We start from the raw sequence: 15702 nt of genomic DNA, 5'->3' as shown, positions 1-15702 counted from the left end.
AGGAAGCCCTGACCTTCGACCAGGCGCAGCTTGGCCGCTTCGGCGGGCTTGAGGTCGAGGAGGCGTTCATCCACCGTCGAAAGGCCTTCCACGAAACCCGTGGTGTCCTTGACTTCGGTGTAGTTGCCCTTGGACTGCGGGATGCCCTGATAGAGCGCGCCCCAAGCCACGCTGGGCAGGCCGGTGCGGATGCTGGTGCGGTGACCAGTGCCATCGTTGCAGGCGACGACATTGGCATCCTTCATGAACGGCGTGAGCTGGGTCAGGGCTTCGACGACATCACCGATGCCGTTGCCGCTGACCTTGAGCGTGTCGATCAGGTTCCAGTAAGAGGTTCCGAGAATTGCCATGAGAAGGCTTCCTTATCGCTGGGAGTCGTTGGGGTAGAGCCGCTCCCAGACGGGGCGGTTGTCGCTTCCGGCGCCAGCGCGCGCGAAAGTGCCGTCCTCGCCAACCATCTGGCCGATCGCGCGGAATGCGCGGATCATGTCGGGGTGGTTGCCAAAGCCGGATTCGGTCAGGGCCGTGCGGAACGGGTGATCCTTGGTGAAACCCAAGGCATCCAGGCCACGCGCGGCCAGGTGTTCGGACTGCTGGCGATTGGCGCCGCCGATTTCGGGATCAGCCGCGAACGCATCGAACCATTCCCGCTTCTGCGCCGCGCCGGCATCGGCCAGCTGCTGCACCAGCGCATCAGTTGTGCGCTGCTGGATCTGCTGGGCGATCGGCAGCAAGCTATTTGCCTGATCGTTCGACAGGCCCAATTCACGCAACACCGGATCGGCAGCCTCGACCAGACCAGCGTCAAGCGTCATGCCTTCCAGCGACAGCTCATACTTTTCCGGCACGACGGGCGCGTCGGCTGCGGGCGCGGGCGGATCGGCTGCGGGCGTGGTCGCGGACGCTTCTTTCGCAGGATCGGCAGCCGGCAGTTCACCGCCCAACACCGACGTGTCAGCAGCCGGCGCAGCGGGTGCAGCATCAGGCGTCGGCGTCGGTGTCGGGGAGGTCGGCGTATCGGTCATTGCGGGTGCGGCGTCGCTCATTGGGCTTGTCCTGTGAGTTGAGAGTTTGGCGAAGGGCTGCGGTGAGCGTGGTCAGGGCCTGCGTGTCGCTGGCGCGGATTTGCTCAGGCTGGCCGGCATGGGCCATGTGCAGCAATTCGAACCCCAGGCTGCGGCGCCCCTCAAGAAAACTGAGATCGCGCGTTAGATGCCCATCGGCTCCGACTTGCTGCCCAAAGATTCCAGCGGCGTGAATCGCGGCACTCAGGAAGCGCAGAAATTCAGGCTGGCGCAGCAGGTGTTCGGCGTCGCGCTGCCCTTGTGTCATGCGGGCAGCATCCGGTTCAGCAGGCTTTGCCCGCCGCCCATATCAGTGCGCGAAAGCAGTTCAGCTGCCGCCGCGCCATCCTTGGCAACCGGGGCCATTGCAGCCGCTTGTTGGGCCTGCTGGGCCTGCGCACGCTGGTTGCGGATATCGGCTACCTGATCGGCCGTGCGGATCAGCTTGGCAGGCGTGCCGGCACGATAGCCGTATTCGTCAATGGCCTCATCGAAATCGATCTTGTCTAGCGCTTCGGGGTGCGCGGCGGCAAGGTTGCCGACGAAGCCGACCACGCGCTCGATCTGGCCGATGCCGACCATGCGCTGCATCTGTTGCAGGATGCTCACGAATTCCACGTTGATCTGCATCCCACCGATGGCTTCGGGCACAGGTGGCAGCATCCCTCCCCGACTCATGATGCCGAATGCGCGGTCGATCGCCACTTCCAGCTTCTCGTTGCCCACGCGCTCGATCACTGGGCCAAGCTGGGTGAGCTTCTCCTCATTGCGCGCGGCGATCTCCTCCATGTTGCGGGGCTGCACGCCGCGCATATTTGTGATCGCGTTGAACAGATCGGCAAAGCTGAGGCCGTCAATTTGCTGCTTGCACTTCTCGATCTCGGCGCCGATCGCACCCACCACCTGATAGGGCATTTCATACGGAATGACGACGCCGGCCTTATCGACGCCGGACGCGGTGACGGTTCGGCCCGGCTCTCCGGTCAGGCGCACGCCGGGCGGCACGATCTTTTCCGGCTTGACCATGGCGTCGATTGCTTCGTTCCGGCGCTTAGTCTGCATTTGCAGTTCGCGCAGAGCCGGCAGAGCTTCCATGCCGGGCGAGACACCGTAGGTATCGCCGCCCACCACGTCCCAGCGCGGCGCCCAGAACGGCTGATCGGAATAGCCCGACACTTTGAGCAGCGAGCCGGAGTTACCGCCCGTCTCCCAGTAGACGCTGCGCCAGGCCTTCGAGCCCAGCCGGCGCGGGTCATGGTCAGGATCAGGCTCGATCGCGTGATAGATTTCGACCGGCTTGTCGTACTGGCTTCGATCATACATCGCCATGACCGGGCGCGACACAGCATCGCCGAACGTGTCCACCGCCTGCTTCACGCTCATAGAGCAAAGCCGATAGAGGGTATCGGGCACCATGGCGTCCGACATGGCGATCCAATATTCGCCGAACGTCAGGGAATGGCAGACGGCACCAACCTGCCAGTGCTCGACCATCACGCAGGCTTCGGTGCCGAACAGGCCCATTTCGCCATATCCAGCCTTCACCGCGCCATAGAAGTTGGTGCGCGCGAAGAACGTGTACATGCGGCGCTCGACTTCCGAGAGCCAAGCGCGCACGCCCGGTTCATCCATCATTGCATCATCGCCGGTCTTGAGCGTGAACCAGGGACGCGACGCGCTCGACAAGCCAGAGGTCATCCCGTTGGTCAGCGTGCGGAACGCCTCGATGCCGTGTGGATCGAACAGGGTGCGGTTCCACTGTCGGCGCCGGCCGCTGTTCTGATCCTTGCTGTTGGACAGGAACCGCGAGCGTGCAGGCTGGGCGAAGCGGGCAATCTGTTCCGCCTCTTTCTCATAGTCGCTGCGTATCGACTTGAGTTCGCCAAGCCGCATTTCGCAGTGCTTGCGGATGGCGCGCGAGCGCTCATCTACCAGCGGCCCAGCCTGACCACGGGTCGAGAGAATAGGCCGGTCTGCCATCAGCCGAGCGTCGCCTTGCTGGTGGTGGGCGATCCCAGCACACCCTGTGGCGACGTGACCATGCCAGCCAAGATGGCCTTGCGCCAGCTGTTGTCAGTGGTCGCGCTAGCCGACGCGCCTGCATCGGGCAGCTTCTGGGCTTGCCGGGCGGGTGGGGTCGGAACGGTGGGCGTGCTGCAGATGGGTGCCTCCTGTCGATGCAGGAGACAGGCCTATGCCGGGTGTTGTGGGGCGTGAATCCCGCGCATCAGTCCAATTCCCCATAGCGCCCAGCTTCATCGCGCGGATAGTTTTCAGGATCGAGATAGCCCGGCATCTGGCGCGGCATCACAGGCTCAGCAAAGGTGCAGGCCAGCGCATCTGCCCAGTCAGGCGAGGGCAGGCCGCGCTTTTTCATGTCGGGTTTGCGCTCGAGCTTCACGCGTGTGTCGTCAGCAGCAAAGGCATAGGTCGGCCCGATCAGGTCATCCCGCAGTCGTTCCTTTTCTGGGATGGCACTGGAACGAAGCCAGGCCCGCATCCGCGTCCACATCTCGGCGCGCTTGTCGGCAGTGGGCACGGTAACGCCCGGTTCCAGTTCAGCATCACGTCCCTTGCCGCCAAACCATACCTCAATCACCGGCGTGTCAGGGATCAGCTGGCGCAGGCGGTCCACCACGGCGGCGCCGATGTTGCCCGCGTCGACGAAGATCGCATCGGGATGCAGGCGTGCAGCTTCAAGGGCAATGTCGCCGGCCAGCGTCATGGCATCGACCTGACCCCACGACTTCCACGGCAGCGAACGAGCATCGCGACCACGGCGGATGGCAAGCACGCTCTCGTCGTCTCCGAAGCGCGCACAGTCCACGCCGAACACGATGGGATCACCGGGCAGTCCATGGGGAATATCGCGCTTCTGTGCCGCCTCCACATCGCCCAGGCTGATGAACTGCATGGACGAGGCCGATGGAAACATGCCGCGCACACGGACTTTGGCGATATCGCTATCCTCGCCATACGTGTCGCATAGTTCTTGCAGGTAGGCCTTGTTGGTGCCCTCGACCGTGCGGCTGTCGATCTGAGCAGTGCGCCACAGGTTGCGATGCTTACCGAAGCATTCGCGGAAAGCGCCCGTGTTCAGCGTCGGGTTGCCGAATGCCAGCCAGATGATTTCAGTGTCGGCATCGGTCAGTGCGCCCAGCGCAACCTCCCACACCTTGTCCGCGATGCCGCTGGCTTCATCGAAGATGAGTACAATGCGGCGGCCCTGGTTGTGCAGGCCGGCGAACGCTTCCGTGTTGTGTTCTGACCATGTAACGAGATCGCAGCGCCAGGAGGAAGACCGCCCGGGCGCCGTGGCCACGATCGAGCGCTTGTTCAGATCGAACCAGTCGGCGGTCAGGGCCATGCGTGCCCATTTGTGGATTTCCGGGCTGGTCTTGCTGTCCAACTGATCCTGCGTGTTCGCCGTCACCACCACGCGGGCGTCGGGACAGGTGTCGAGAGCCCACTTGATCACCATGGAGATGAGCGCGGACTTCCCGATGCCGTGCCCGGACGCGCGTGCAATGCGCAGTGGGTTATGCCGGGTGAGCGGATTTTTGAGGTGATCACGGATTTCGGCCAACACCTCCCGCTGCCAGGTACGAGGCCCGGTCATGCCTTCCAGTTCGCCCTTTCCCCACGGGAATGCATAGAGCGCATAACCAAGCGGATCATGGGTGAAGCCGCCAATATCCGCCGCCAGATCGGCCTTGGCATTACGCGCCATCGGCAGCCCTCCGGCGCGCGGCATCTACGGCGTCGGCCAGATTGAAATTCGACCCGTCGGCGTTGCCGTGCTTGATCAATTCGCCGTACCGCTTCGGATCCCACTTCGCGAGCAGCTTGAGCCGGGCCTCGAAGCGGTGCTTGGCCCGCTGCACCGATGCACCGTCGATGCGGGTTTCCGTGCGATCCTCTCCTGTGGTCGTGGTGACGCGTTCCGGCTCCTCGTCGATGATCGCCAGGGCATCCATAGCGATGGCGTCGAAACCGAGTTCGCGCGCGCGCGCGATGGCCCGAGCTAGCTCATCGTCCCCCTCAGCCCACAGCCTAATCGTATCATCGTTCGCCATCCCCTTGCCGCGACAAATCACGGTAAGCGGCGTTCCTCGACTAAGGCCAGCGATTACCTTCGCGATGATTTTTCCGCGTTCGACCGGCGTGTAAACTTTGCCCATTACCGCCCCCTAAAAAGTTGATGCAACCATGCGCCGAACCGTTTCGATTTCCGAACGGTTGAGAGAGCGGAACGTGCGCCACCATGGCGCGCTGGCGCGACAATCTGACGCAGCAGCCTCTGCTTTCATCACCCGTGCGACCCTGTTGCACTCAACAGTGATGATCGCGCCAATAGGCGGGGGCGGGCACATCACCGATCCCCCAGCAGGTAGCCATTGCGCCGACGCGCCACGCATTCCTTTGCCCGGTCGAGCAGCCGATCGAGCTTACCCAGCGCAGGCAAGCCGCCGAGCATCAGATCCGCGACATGCTCGGGCACCCCCAGTTCAGACAGGGCAGTAAGCAGGGGCCCATCGCTATGGGTGCCACGATCGCGACGCGGCAAATCGGTGCGCTGATCGGGCGGGCATGTGGTTGCCTTACCCGTGGCGACGATGGTTACGATGCGGGCACGGTGGAAGCGCTCAACCGTGATCAGCCCCTTTGCGGCAAGGCGCGCGACAGTTTTCGGCCCCATGCTGCAACTGTTGGCGCCAATCTCGACTTCAATGTCGATGTTCGTGGGGCACGGCTCGCCTGCTTCGGCCGCGTCATAGATCATCCGATAGCAGATGGCCTCGGCCGGCGTCAGACAGGCAGGGCTTAGGCTTTCGCCAGCTTCAAAAAGTTCGGGCTGGTTCACAGCGTTTCATCCTCCCAGGTCGTTCGTGTAGCAATGCGGGCAGCGTGGTGATGGCGCTTGCGCGGGGGCAAGACAGTGACCACAGCCCCGTCTTGGATCACGGCCCGCTGGCCGCGCGGCAGGATCACCGCGCAGGCTCCCATCTTCGCGGCAAGGGCCATGGCGGGCGTGTCGAGCGCGGCCACCACATCCGCCTGGGAAACGTTGGCAACGAACTCCTGAAAGCGAAGGACGGCATTTTTGGTGATACGAACCATCGCGATCATCCCTTCATTTCCTCGATCAGTTCATGCTCGACCATCCTGAGCAGGCCGATAACTTCCGCTAGCGACACCCGCCCGTTCCATTCGCTGATCAGCCCGCGCATGGCCTCGTGCAGTTCCGCCAGGCTGCGATAGGGCGACGGACCGAATTGCCCTGTGACGACGTTCATGGTTGCCCGCCTCCACTTCGCGGTGAGCGGTCGCCCATTGCGTACTTTGCCAGTTCGGGATGCAGGTCGGGATAATCGCCGCGCTTCCAGCGGCGCACCATTTCGTCCCGGTCAATGCCCAGCGCGACATCCCCCAGGAAATTGCCATTGCCTAGGCCGACACGGGCGGGGACCTTGAACAGATCAGGCTGCATCAATGTCCCCCCAGTCCATGCCCGGCGTTTGCGGGATATGAACCTGAGCCTTGACCCGGTTCCGCACCACGAGCCGATGAGCCAAGGCGTAGGCCGAAGCCTGACCACCGAATGCGTGGTCGTTGTCGCCAAAGACCAGAACCTCCCCAATCCCGGCAGGCGGCAGCCACTTTTCCAGCATGGTGGAGTTGAGCGCAGCCCACACCGGAACCTGAAAACGCTTCGCCGCACGGATGGCGGTTTCAATGCCTTCCGCCACGCCCAGGCGCTCGCCCCGCAGCGGGTAAAGCCGAACAGCGGATCCAGGCAGAAGCGTGCCGGGCATCATCGCCCGTGGGCTCTCGATATCCGCCTTGCCTTGTGGCCCGAGGAACGTCCGATGAATGTTAGTCGCGTTTCCGTCCGGACCAGCAACAACCGCCAGCATCGCGGGCAGGAAACCGCCATCGCCAGGGACCGGGCACCGCTCATGGAAGCGCAGGCAGTCAGGGGCTCTCCCCGGCACAGCATCGCGCCCGGCAAGGTAGCGTGAAGCCATATCATCGCCGGTCAGTGGTGACGCACCAGTCCACAGGCGGTTCAGCATATCCACCCGCTGACACTCATCCATTTCGCGCTTGGGCGGTTCAGCAGCTACATGCCCGATTTTCTGATCAATCTCGCGACAGGCGGTTTTGAAGTCCCAGTTGAAATACTGCATGATCAACTTGAAGCCGTCGCCGGCGCCGCACTGGCTGCAATAAAACGTGCCCCTTCCATCCTTGTTGTCGTAACGAAAGCGGTCGCTGCCACCGCACATCGGGCAAGGGCCATGCTTTCCCGAAAGAAAGCTATCCGGAATGCCCAGCAATTTAAGTGTTCCCGTCCACTTTCCGCGAACGAGTTCAGTCGTTTTCATTGTCATCAGCGCGTATCCTTGCGCTTGGCGAACCGGATATCCTTTGCCTTGACGAAGGACAGCACTTCGTCGGTCGGGGGTTGTGGTTGCACCCGCGTTGCAGCACCGCGTGGCCAGACGCCGAACCTGTCTCGAAACGTGTGCGCGACCCAGCCCGGCGACCGCTGGCGCTCCCGTGCGATCCACAGCACTTGAGAATAGAAATTGGCTCTATCGACCGTGCTTTCCGCCTTCGGCGCGCGGCCAGGCGTCACTTCGATCAGATCGCCCTCCTCCGTTTCCAGATCGGATTGGCGTTGACCGACGAATCCACAGTGCGGACATTCCCTGACCTTCGGGGGCTTGAGCGCCTTGCATGAGCCGCATTCCTTGGGCAGCGATTCACCTTTCGTCCGCCCACTGCTTTTGCGCGCCTTGCCGTCGAGAAGCTGCTCATGCCGAATGTCGGTGACGAAGCCCAAGCGAGCGTGGTTGTCGGCGTGGTCGAGGATCAGTGCTTCGGTCTTACCCGGCGCAGTGCGCAATGCCCTCCCGATAATCTGGACGTGCAGCATTTCCGAGCGCGTTGGCCGCGCCAGGACGATGCACCGCACGTCCGCGTCAACTCCCGTGGTAAGCGTTCCGACGTTGCAGATGCCCGCCAGTTCACCGCGCGCCATGCGCTCGAACAGAACCTTGCGCTCGATGCGATCGACGTTGGCGTCGCAGTATCCCATCGGGACGCCCGCACGCTGGAATTCAGCTTGCAGCTTCGCCGCGTGCGCCCGATCCACGGCAAAAACCAGCGTGGGCTGCCCATTCGCGCGCTTGAGCCATGTTTCGACGATATCCGCGACCAACACGGAATCGCTCATCACGTCGGAAAGCTGATCCTGGTTGTAGTCCCCAGCGACATCCTTCACGCCCGACAGGTCCGGATGGCTGGGCGCAAAGACCCGGAAGGGCGACAGGAACCCCAGGTCCATCAATTCCTGCATCGACACCGGCCGGACAAGAACCTGCCAGTATTCCGCCATGCCCACCGCCCACGGCGTTGCGGACAGGCCGACGAACTTCACGCGGGGATACTGCCGAATCCACTGCCGAATGATTTCGTGCTGGATATGGCACTCATCGACGATCACCAACTCGACATCGGGAACGCCGCGCTTTGCCAGCGTCTGAACCGAGCAGACCTGAACCGGCATCTCGTACCGGGTCATCTCGTGGTTGCCCTGCATCACGCCGATTTCGGTTATGCCTTCCGCGATGAAGGCCTCGACGGTCTGGTCGATGAGCGAGATCGCCGGCACCACGAACGCCACCCGGTTGCCCTTGGCCCGCGCGCCCTTCACGATTTCGGCAGCGATGCGGGTTTTACCGGCGCCCGTGCATAGCTCCAGCACGATCCTTGAAGACCCAGCCAGCATGGCCTGCCTCAAAAGGTCGATGCTGCGCTGCTGGTACGAGCGCAACGGCTTGGCAGCGGCCGTGGTCCCGCTGGTGAACAGGGGCAACCCGGTCATGCCGCACCCCGAACGCTGAAAGGCCCTCGCGTGTCAGTACTACCCTGATAGGTAACTTCCTTACCTGGATAGGACCTTGCACCTTCCACCCGCGCGGGGTTGCCTCCCCGTTGCTCCTCCGTTGCAGTTTCGTTGCCACCCTCGTTCAACGGCCGTTGCGTTTCCGCTGCAACGCTCGTTGCCGTTCCGTTGGCTTTCCGGGCGTTCGCAGATGCAATCCCAGCCAACCGCCGTTGCTCGACATTCGACCGCGCCCTGCCCAACTCAGCCGTCATCCGAACGTGTGAAATCCGACCGTCGGCGACGTGGAAGCGAGCCAGGATCGCGGCCTTATGCTTTGCCCACTCGCGCGGCTTGATGCCCAACTCGGCCGCAAGGGAACTATCGCTGGACGGTAATTCACCGCCGCTTTCCCAAAGGCGTTCGATCAGGGCGATGTACATTCCGCGCTGCTCGAAATTCAGCGTGTATTGTTCCGAACGAAAATCGCGGATGTGATAAGGAAACCATATGGTGGCTTCACTGGGCTTTGTCTCGCGGCTCATTGCGCGGCCATCCCCCCGAGGACGATCCAGTCCTCAGCATCGTCTGCTGTCAGGTGGCCATGCTGGTGCGCATGCAGAATACGCGCTTTGCGGACGGACAAGTCCGGCTCGACTTCGATTTCGTCTATGACGACACGACGTGCGAAGGCGCGCCAATCGAAGCTGGCGCCTGACTCCGCCTGTCTCATGCTGTGGCGCCACCCAATGCAGAGGCGGTCGAGAGTGACGAGCCAGCGGTTGAAGCCGGGGGAATGATTTCGTCTGGCAGCAGCGGCACGCCCATGTGTGCAGCAAGGTCGAGGACATCACGTTGCCGACGGGCCGGAATCAGTTCGCGATCCCACCAGCCTTGCACGGTTGTCACGTTTCGATGGCCTAGGGCGCGCGCCACAGCCGTGATGCCGCCTAGCTTCGAGATTACGTTTCGTATGGACATGGGTGGCATAATTACGTTGGAAACGTACGTCCGTCAACGTATGAAGCAAGGCGACCAACGGGAAAATCGCGAATGACTGAAACCACTGGCTCAAAACTGATTGCGCTTCGTTCGCGTGCTGGAATGACTCTCAAGGAAATCGCCAAAGCGGCGGATATGAAGGGGCCATCCAGCGTCCAGGCCTATTTCAGTGCGGAATACAGCAAGCCCCTGACGCCCCCGGTTGCAACGCGGCTTGCGTCCGCAATGGCGGGGCGCGGCGACCCACCGATCCAGCCGTCCGAGCTTTACGAACTGACTGGTTTCGATTGGGCCAAGGGAAATGTAATTCCTTTACGCGCAGAGCAGCCCGGCGCGGATCGTGATAGAGCCGTGCCTCGCAAAGTTCCTGATCCTGACGCAGTGCCGGCCGAGAATCTCTTGACGATGGAAGCGCCGACGTTGCGAGGTCAGCCCAAGGATGTGCCCGCTTACGCCAGCGCGCTGGCCGCCGATCTACAGTTCGACACTTGTGATAATGGCCCTGAGCCGGTGGAAATGACTATCTTCCAAATGAGCGACGTGATCGCGCACGTCCGACGCCCGCCGGGAATTTCCAACGGGCGCGCCGTCTACGTCGTCTTTGTTTCTGGCAGTTCCATGGAGCCGCGTTATCAAGCCGGCGACCCCGTATTCGTGGATCCGAAGCGCCCGCCGGCCATCGGTGATGATGTCGTTGTCCAACTGGTTGCCGACGATGGCGGCGAGATCGTAACCGGCCTGATCAAGCGACTGGTCAAGCGATCGGCGACGTTCCTTGACTTGGAGCAGTATAACCCGCCCATCCGGTTCCGTGTGCCCATGGAGCGCATTGCCCACATTCACCGCGTCATCCCATGGGCGGAATGCTTCGGGATCTAGAAAAATACGCTTGCTCCGTAATTACGCTTGACGCGTATTACGCGTCGTGCCACCTATCTGCCCGTCAGAGACGATCGCCGCAAGGCCGCTGAAACTCTGGTGCGCAGGTAGGGAAACGCACTCGGCCGCCGGACACTCGGGCCAGTTGTCGCCAACCTCCTGCATTTCGCGGGAGATTACCAATGTCGGCTTTTTACGAAGGGCCGCCGACCCATGCGTCGGTAGCCGGTGAAGATGCGCGCCCAGTCGCGCCAACAACATCCAGCTTCAATCCTACCGCTGATTTTCTGGCGGCGATTTCGGAAGATCTGGCGAAGGCCTGCACGATTGCCCGCGCGGTGGAAACAACATTCACCGCGCAATTCCTCGACGCGGAATCGCTGGCATCCGCCGACACCGACGCCCAGGAAAACTTGGAGCAAATGCGCTCCTTGATCGGCATGGCGCTGGATCACGTCACAACCGTTCACAACAAGCTGGACAACGGTTTCGCGCGCCTTGCCAATGGCCGCCCGCGCACACCGATGGCTGATCACGTCGCTCTGCAGCGCGCTGATCGCTTCCAATTATACGTCTCGGAAATGAACCTTTGCGCGGAATTGCTCCAGACCGCAGTCGCGCGCCATGATCATACTTTGATCGAGCCGTTCACCCGGGCACGCGACGCTGCGGTCGAAGCCGTCATCACGGCCCCCGCGACGACTGCATCCGACATCCAGCAGAAGCTGGCCATCATCATCCAACATCAAGGCGACCAGCGGATCTGCGACAGCACCGGCATCGATAGCATCGAAGCCGACATCATCCGCCTCGCCGAACGGGAGGGTCGCTGACATGAGCGCCAACTTCAACCAGCCGCGCGGGCCGATCATGCCCGACGCCATCGACACATATTGGGCCGCCTTTGAAGCGCACAACTCCGGGCTGATCGAAGCCGCCGCCTATCTCGCAGCCTTTCATGACATGCATGATTTCGTGCCGACCAACCCGCGCGATTTCGTTCGCAAGTTCGTCGCTGCCTATGACATGGGTGGGGTCCCGACGGAGGATCGTCGTGAACAGTTGCTGGAGCAGGCGCGCGGCTTGCTGGCGGAAGCCGTGGGCGAGGAAGGGCAGTCCCTGCGCGCCGCCTACCTGACGGCCCAGCGCTTCGAGCAATTCGCACGCGGCGTCTCCGATCGCTATCGCGAACACATCATGGCCCCCGTTCTCCAGGCCCACAAAGACGGCTTCGTTGACGGAAAGGCGGCGGAAGTGGCCGAGGAAGGCTGGGAGCCCCACACATCACTGCACTTCGATGCGATTGAGGCGCTAATCACCACGCCAGCCCCCGACCTTGCCGCAGTCGCGGAGAAGATCGACCTTGGCCGCGCCGAGGGAGCGTTCACCAACGGGAACCGCGCTGACCAGATGATGCTCTGCCTTTCGGACGACGTGCGCCGCATCGCGGGAATGCCCTATGCACGGGCCAAGGGCGCCGAAGCAGCGCCCGCCGCGTGGGAAGGTGCCGTTGCGGAATGGCAGGCCGCGTTCGAGCAGTACCATAGCTGGCAGGGGCCAGACGATGTGCCTCAGCAGTTCTGCGACGCGGAAACGGCTGCATGGCGGAAGATGCTGGACACGCCCGCGCCCGATCATGCTGCACTCAAATTCAAGCTCGACCGTCTGCTCAAGGTGGAGGCCTGCGTAGACAGCACGAACGCTTGGGATGCGCGTGAAGTGCGCCAGACCCTGGCCGACGTAGCTCGCCTGCTGGGAGGCGAGCAGTGACCACTCACAAACAAACCGACATCGTATCCGGCTGGGCCGGTGCGCAAACCGCCCTCCAGCAAGCCAAGACCGCGTACGATCGCCACTGCTGCGAAGTTCATGACCCCGCGTATGAAGCCGGCAAATTCACGGCTGAGATAGGTCGCGAAAATGACCGTCTTGGTCACATGCTGGCCATTCGCGAACACGCGATCATCCAGGTGCCTGCGCCCAATTTTCAGGCGCTTCTCTGGAAGCTGGAACAACTGCGCAAGGTCGCAGAAGATTCGGTCGTTGAAGCCGATGACTTCGACAACCTGATCGCCGACCTTCGCCGACTTTCGGGAGCAATGTCATGAGCTGCCCCACCATCGATACGCTATCCTTCACCAGCGCGGCAATCACCACCATGGGCGCTTGCCCGGTATGGGATGCAGCCATGGCCAAGTATCTCGCGGCTCTTACCCTGTGTGATGCCGATCATGAGTATGGCTGCTACGGCAAGGTCTATGCTCAATACAAGCTTGCCAGCCTTTCACTGGAAGGGAATAATGGCAATAAATGCAATAAGCTGCCGGGTGGCCTCGACGACGCGCAGGACGAAGCCGAGCAGGCATGGGCCGAGAATTTTGCCAAGCCCCAATGGGCCGCGGCTACGGCCCTTGTTGGAACTCCGGCTCCAACGCTGGCCGCTGCGGTGTTCAAGCACTCGCTCATTATGCGCGAAGAAACACCGCAAATGTTCAACGTGCCGTTCGACTGCATGGCAGTGCTCGCGGCCGACTTCGCGCGGCTGACTAGCGACCAGACCGGCGCAGCATGGGCCGCCGCATGGCAGGCATGGGAGGCTGCCAAGAGTGCAGAGGACACCTATCACCGAGAAGTCTGGCAACCCGCTTGCGATGCGGACAAGGACGGTGGCGCGGGCATCCCCAGTCACATTAACGCCGAGATCGAGCGCCTAACCTTGGTGCGCGAGAAGGCAGACGCGGCAATCATCGCAACGCCCGCGCCCGACCTCGGCCAGGCGGTGTGGAAGCTGGACTATGCGCGCCAGCTTTGGGCCGATTACCCCGAAATTCCGGCCAACTGGTGGGGTGCCATCATGGCCGACTTGTGCCGCGTTGCAGGTCAATCGTGATGCTCCCGGCCAAGGAATGGGCAGCAACCGCCCGGCGCGACAACGACGGTTTCGTCATTGACGACACCACCGAAATCGCACCGCCACTTCTCGCCGGTGGATGGTTGCTGGCATGGAGCACGATTGGCGGCAGCGTCACTATCAGCACAGACGGGCGCCATCTCCATCCCTGGGTTATGTTCACGTCGGACACCCACGCGCCGGGGGTTGCCGCCCATCTCATGCGTGAGTTGCACGACACGCCGGGCTTGCCGCGCGCAATCCGGGCTGTCCTCACGGAAAGGCTCAAAAAATGAGCACCCGAGACAACGAAATTCCTGGGGAAGTCCCCGCGACCCAGGAAGCCGCCGTGTCCCCTGCGTCAGGGCGGCACGGCGGCACCGCCATTCGCGCGAGCAACTACCCGGAGCCAATTGGCGTTCCCCCGACCATCGAATGGTTGAAGGTGGAATGGCTGACGGTAGATGAAGCCTACCAGCGCTCTACCGACAACGGCGTGTCAAGAAGGCTGATTGCCTCAATCGCCAACAACTTCGACTGGCGCCTTTGCGCGCCGCTGGTTGTGTCACGCCGGCAGGACCGGGAATTTGCTGTCATCGATGGCCAGCACCGAACCATGGCCGCCAGGCTGCGCGGTGATATTCCGCACCTGCCGTGCTGCGTGTTCAACTATGATGGGACCGCCGAGGAAGCGCGCATGTTCATCATGGCCAACCGCTCGCGCAAGCAGATCAGCCGGCTAGATGACTTCCACGCGGCGGTTGCCGCCTCCGATCCCGACGCCATGGAGATCAACGATATCGTGACCAGCGCCGGCCTTTCGGTTGCGCGGAACACCGGACCGAATACGTGGAAGTCTGGCGAGGTTGGTTTCACCACGTCCATTCGGAACATGGTGCGCAAACACGGCCGAAAGATTGTTTCGGCTGCGCTGGTCAATATTGCAGAAGCCTTCCCGAACCAGCGGCTGAACAATGCCGGCTCAGTCTTCTTGGGACTGGTTCGTATCTTGGCCAATCCACCGGAAGACCTAGACCCCGACCGCCTGGTTACGGCGCTGACGCGCTACACCACGCAAGATTGGGGCAGCTTCGTGATCGGACAGAGCGGCGCCGAGGACCGCGCGCGCGCCATCCAAGAGGCCATGCTTATGGTCTACGAAGACGTGGGGAATGAGCCATGACTAGCGCTAACCCGATGCCGCCGCCACCGGGCGACGGATGGTTCCTTGCCTATGTTCCCAATGCACCAGAGGGCCATAAGACCAGGCCATGGATCATTGCCACTCGTGGGGTGCGCGGCTTTTACGATTGCGAAGGCTATCCAATCGAGCCCGAAGGATGGCTACCGCTGCCAGATCCCCAGCCGGCAGGGTCGGGCTGGCTCTCGTTCGATGGGCATATCGAACTGGACAAGGTGACGCTTCGCGATGGCCGCCCTATGTGGACCGCGCTCTTTGTTCGCGCAGATGGCATTATCGACGGGGACAGGAGCGGCGGCGAACTCTACCCGAACGCGGAAGATGCAGCGGAGTGCATCGCTGAACTGGCCAGAGAGATGGGCATCCCTTTCAAGGGACCGGCTCAAGCCGAGGCAGGATCGGGCAAGGTGCTTCCATTCCATCGCCCGCGCCAGGCGCAACGGCCGGCCACACCAGGGGGCGACAATGAGCGATGAACTCGCCCAGGCCGATATCGATAAGATCGCGCTCGCGGTCGCCAAGGCCCTTGATGTAGCGTCGCGGCCTCGCAAAGACCCAGCGCCGACGCGCGGCACAGCTAACGGGCTGGGCAAGCCTGCTGATCGCCTTATCCGGATCGATGAAGTGATCGAGATTACCGGCATGGGCAAGACATCGATCTACCGCCTGATGAGGCAGGGGCAGTTTCCCCAGCAATTCAAACCGGGGGGCTATGCAAGCCGGTGGAGCGAGAGCGAAATTAGGACATGGCGCGAATCACAACGAGGCTGAT

At 62.3% G+C, this 15702-nt stretch carries 23 protein-coding genes; 9 read left to right on the top strand and 14 right to left on the bottom strand.

Annotated elements, in window-relative coordinates; translation table 11 throughout:
- The 14 genes from SCA01S_RS10160 to SCA01S_RS23030 form a co-directional block, all read right to left on the bottom strand.
- The coding region (locus tag SCA01S_RS10160; RefSeq protein WP_369405411.1) for a major capsid protein at nt 1-350 on the bottom strand (350 nt) is incomplete at its 3' end.
- A 12-nt stretch (nt 351-362) separates the two neighbouring features.
- On the bottom strand, nt 363-1046 hold the full coding sequence (locus SCA01S_RS10155) for a hypothetical protein (protein ID WP_157088937.1): 684 nt from the start codon (nt 1044-1046) through the stop codon (nt 363-365).
- The gene (locus SCA01S_RS10150) at nt 982-1332 is read right to left on the bottom strand and encodes a hypothetical protein (protein ID WP_062785296.1); all 351 of its coding nucleotides are present in this window, start codon (nt 1330-1332) and stop codon (nt 982-984) included. The genes SCA01S_RS10155 and SCA01S_RS10150 overlap by 65 nt, the downstream gene beginning before the upstream one ends.
- On the bottom strand, nt 1329-3044 hold the full coding sequence (locus SCA01S_RS10145) for a portal protein (protein WP_245652513.1): 1716 nt from the start codon (nt 3042-3044) through the stop codon (nt 1329-1331). The genes SCA01S_RS10150 and SCA01S_RS10145 overlap by 4 nt, the downstream gene beginning before the upstream one ends.
- Nucleotides 3045-3291: 247 nt before the next feature.
- Nucleotides 3292-4794, bottom strand: a complete 1503-nt coding sequence (locus tag SCA01S_RS10140) for a hypothetical protein (RefSeq protein ID WP_062785309.1) — start codon at nt 4792-4794, stop codon at nt 3292-3294.
- Entirely contained in the window at nt 4784-5245 is a 462-nt protein-coding gene (locus tag SCA01S_RS10135; RefSeq protein ID WP_062785292.1) for a terminase small subunit-like protein, read from the bottom strand. Before SCA01S_RS10135 ends, SCA01S_RS10140 begins: the two co-directional genes overlap by 11 nt.
- A gap of 191 nt (nt 5246-5436) precedes the next feature.
- Nucleotides 5437-5928 carry a hypothetical protein gene (locus SCA01S_RS10130; RefSeq protein WP_062785290.1) on the bottom strand — a complete coding sequence of 164 codons (492 nt, stop codon included), beginning with the start codon at nt 5926-5928 and terminating at the stop codon, nt 5437-5439.
- On the bottom strand, nt 5925-6194 hold the full coding sequence (locus SCA01S_RS10125) for a hypothetical protein (protein ID WP_062785288.1): 270 nt from the start codon (nt 6192-6194) through the stop codon (nt 5925-5927). The genes SCA01S_RS10130 and SCA01S_RS10125 overlap by 4 nt, the downstream gene beginning before the upstream one ends.
- Nucleotides 6191-6361, bottom strand: a complete 171-nt coding sequence (locus SCA01S_RS22225) for a hypothetical protein (protein ID WP_157088936.1) — start codon at nt 6359-6361, stop codon at nt 6191-6193. The genes SCA01S_RS10125 and SCA01S_RS22225 overlap by 4 nt, the downstream gene beginning before the upstream one ends.
- Complete coding sequence (locus tag SCA01S_RS22220) at nt 6358-6555, bottom strand: hypothetical protein (protein WP_157088935.1); 198 nt, start codon at nt 6553-6555, stop codon at nt 6358-6360. The genes SCA01S_RS22225 and SCA01S_RS22220 overlap by 4 nt, the downstream gene beginning before the upstream one ends.
- Nucleotides 6545-7459: a DUF7146 domain-containing protein gene (locus tag SCA01S_RS10120; RefSeq protein WP_062785286.1), complete on the bottom strand. Its 915-nt coding sequence runs from the start codon at nt 7457-7459 to the stop codon at nt 6545-6547. The genes SCA01S_RS22220 and SCA01S_RS10120 overlap by 11 nt, the downstream gene beginning before the upstream one ends.
- The gene (locus SCA01S_RS10115) at nt 7459-8958 is read right to left on the bottom strand and encodes a DEAD/DEAH box helicase (RefSeq protein WP_062785284.1); all 1500 of its coding nucleotides are present in this window, start codon (nt 8956-8958) and stop codon (nt 7459-7461) included. Before SCA01S_RS10115 ends, SCA01S_RS10120 begins: the two co-directional genes overlap by 1 nt.
- On the bottom strand, nt 8955-9503 hold the full coding sequence (locus tag SCA01S_RS21760) for a DUF1376 domain-containing protein (RefSeq protein ID WP_084390922.1): 549 nt from the start codon (nt 9501-9503) through the stop codon (nt 8955-8957). Before SCA01S_RS21760 ends, SCA01S_RS10115 begins: the two co-directional genes overlap by 4 nt.
- 184 nt (nt 9504-9687) lie before the next feature.
- Nucleotides 9688-9939 carry a carph-isopro domain-containing protein gene (locus tag SCA01S_RS23030; protein WP_369405410.1) on the bottom strand — a complete coding sequence of 84 codons (252 nt, stop codon included), beginning with the start codon at nt 9937-9939 and terminating at the stop codon, nt 9688-9690.
- Nucleotides 9940-10011: 72 nt separating this feature from the next.
- Between SCA01S_RS23030 and SCA01S_RS10110 the strand changes: the two genes are divergently transcribed.
- The 9 genes from SCA01S_RS10110 (at nt 10012) to SCA01S_RS21750 (ending at nt 15701) form a co-directional block, all read left to right on the top strand.
- Nucleotides 10012-10839 (top strand): LexA family transcriptional regulator, encoded by an 828-nt coding sequence (locus SCA01S_RS10110; protein WP_084390921.1) that lies wholly within the window; start codon nt 10012-10014, stop codon nt 10837-10839.
- 182 nt (nt 10840-11021) lie between these two features.
- Nucleotides 11022-11672 carry a hypothetical protein gene (locus SCA01S_RS10105; RefSeq protein WP_062785280.1) on the top strand — a complete coding sequence of 217 codons (651 nt, stop codon included), beginning with the start codon at nt 11022-11024 and terminating at the stop codon, nt 11670-11672.
- A gap of 1 nt (nt 11673) precedes the next feature.
- A complete protein-coding gene (locus SCA01S_RS10100) occupies nt 11674-12609 on the top strand; it encodes a hypothetical protein (protein WP_062785278.1) in 936 nt (311 codons plus the stop codon).
- Nucleotides 12606-12947: a hypothetical protein gene (locus SCA01S_RS10095; protein WP_062785276.1), complete on the top strand. Its 342-nt coding sequence runs from the start codon at nt 12606-12608 to the stop codon at nt 12945-12947. Before SCA01S_RS10100 ends, SCA01S_RS10095 begins: the two co-directional genes overlap by 4 nt.
- Nucleotides 12944-13729, top strand: a complete 786-nt coding sequence (locus SCA01S_RS10090) for a hypothetical protein (RefSeq protein WP_062785274.1) — start codon at nt 12944-12946, stop codon at nt 13727-13729. The genes SCA01S_RS10095 and SCA01S_RS10090 overlap by 4 nt, the downstream gene beginning before the upstream one ends.
- On the top strand, nt 13729-14025 hold the full coding sequence (locus SCA01S_RS10085) for a hypothetical protein (protein ID WP_062785272.1): 297 nt from the start codon (nt 13729-13731) through the stop codon (nt 14023-14025). Before SCA01S_RS10090 ends, SCA01S_RS10085 begins: the two co-directional genes overlap by 1 nt.
- Complete coding sequence (locus SCA01S_RS21755; protein WP_084390920.1) at nt 14022-14912, top strand: DUF6551 family protein; 891 nt, start codon at nt 14022-14024, stop codon at nt 14910-14912. The genes SCA01S_RS10085 and SCA01S_RS21755 overlap by 4 nt, the downstream gene beginning before the upstream one ends.
- Nucleotides 14909-15406, top strand: a complete 498-nt coding sequence (locus SCA01S_RS10075) for a hypothetical protein (protein WP_157088934.1) — start codon at nt 14909-14911, stop codon at nt 15404-15406. The genes SCA01S_RS21755 and SCA01S_RS10075 overlap by 4 nt, the downstream gene beginning before the upstream one ends.
- Nucleotides 15396-15701 carry a helix-turn-helix transcriptional regulator gene (locus SCA01S_RS21750; protein ID WP_084390919.1) on the top strand — a complete coding sequence of 102 codons (306 nt, stop codon included), beginning with the start codon at nt 15396-15398 and terminating at the stop codon, nt 15699-15701. The genes SCA01S_RS10075 and SCA01S_RS21750 overlap by 11 nt, the downstream gene beginning before the upstream one ends.
- Nucleotide 15702: the final 1 nt, after the last annotated feature.

Source organism: Novosphingobium capsulatum NBRC 12533 (assembly GCF_001598375.1).
GTDB classification, from domain to species: Bacteria; Pseudomonadota; Alphaproteobacteria; order Sphingomonadales; family Sphingomonadaceae; genus Novosphingobium; species Novosphingobium capsulatum.
The sequence above is the reverse complement of the archived record's forward strand: the minus strand, read 5'-3'. Positions and strand labels throughout refer to the sequence as shown.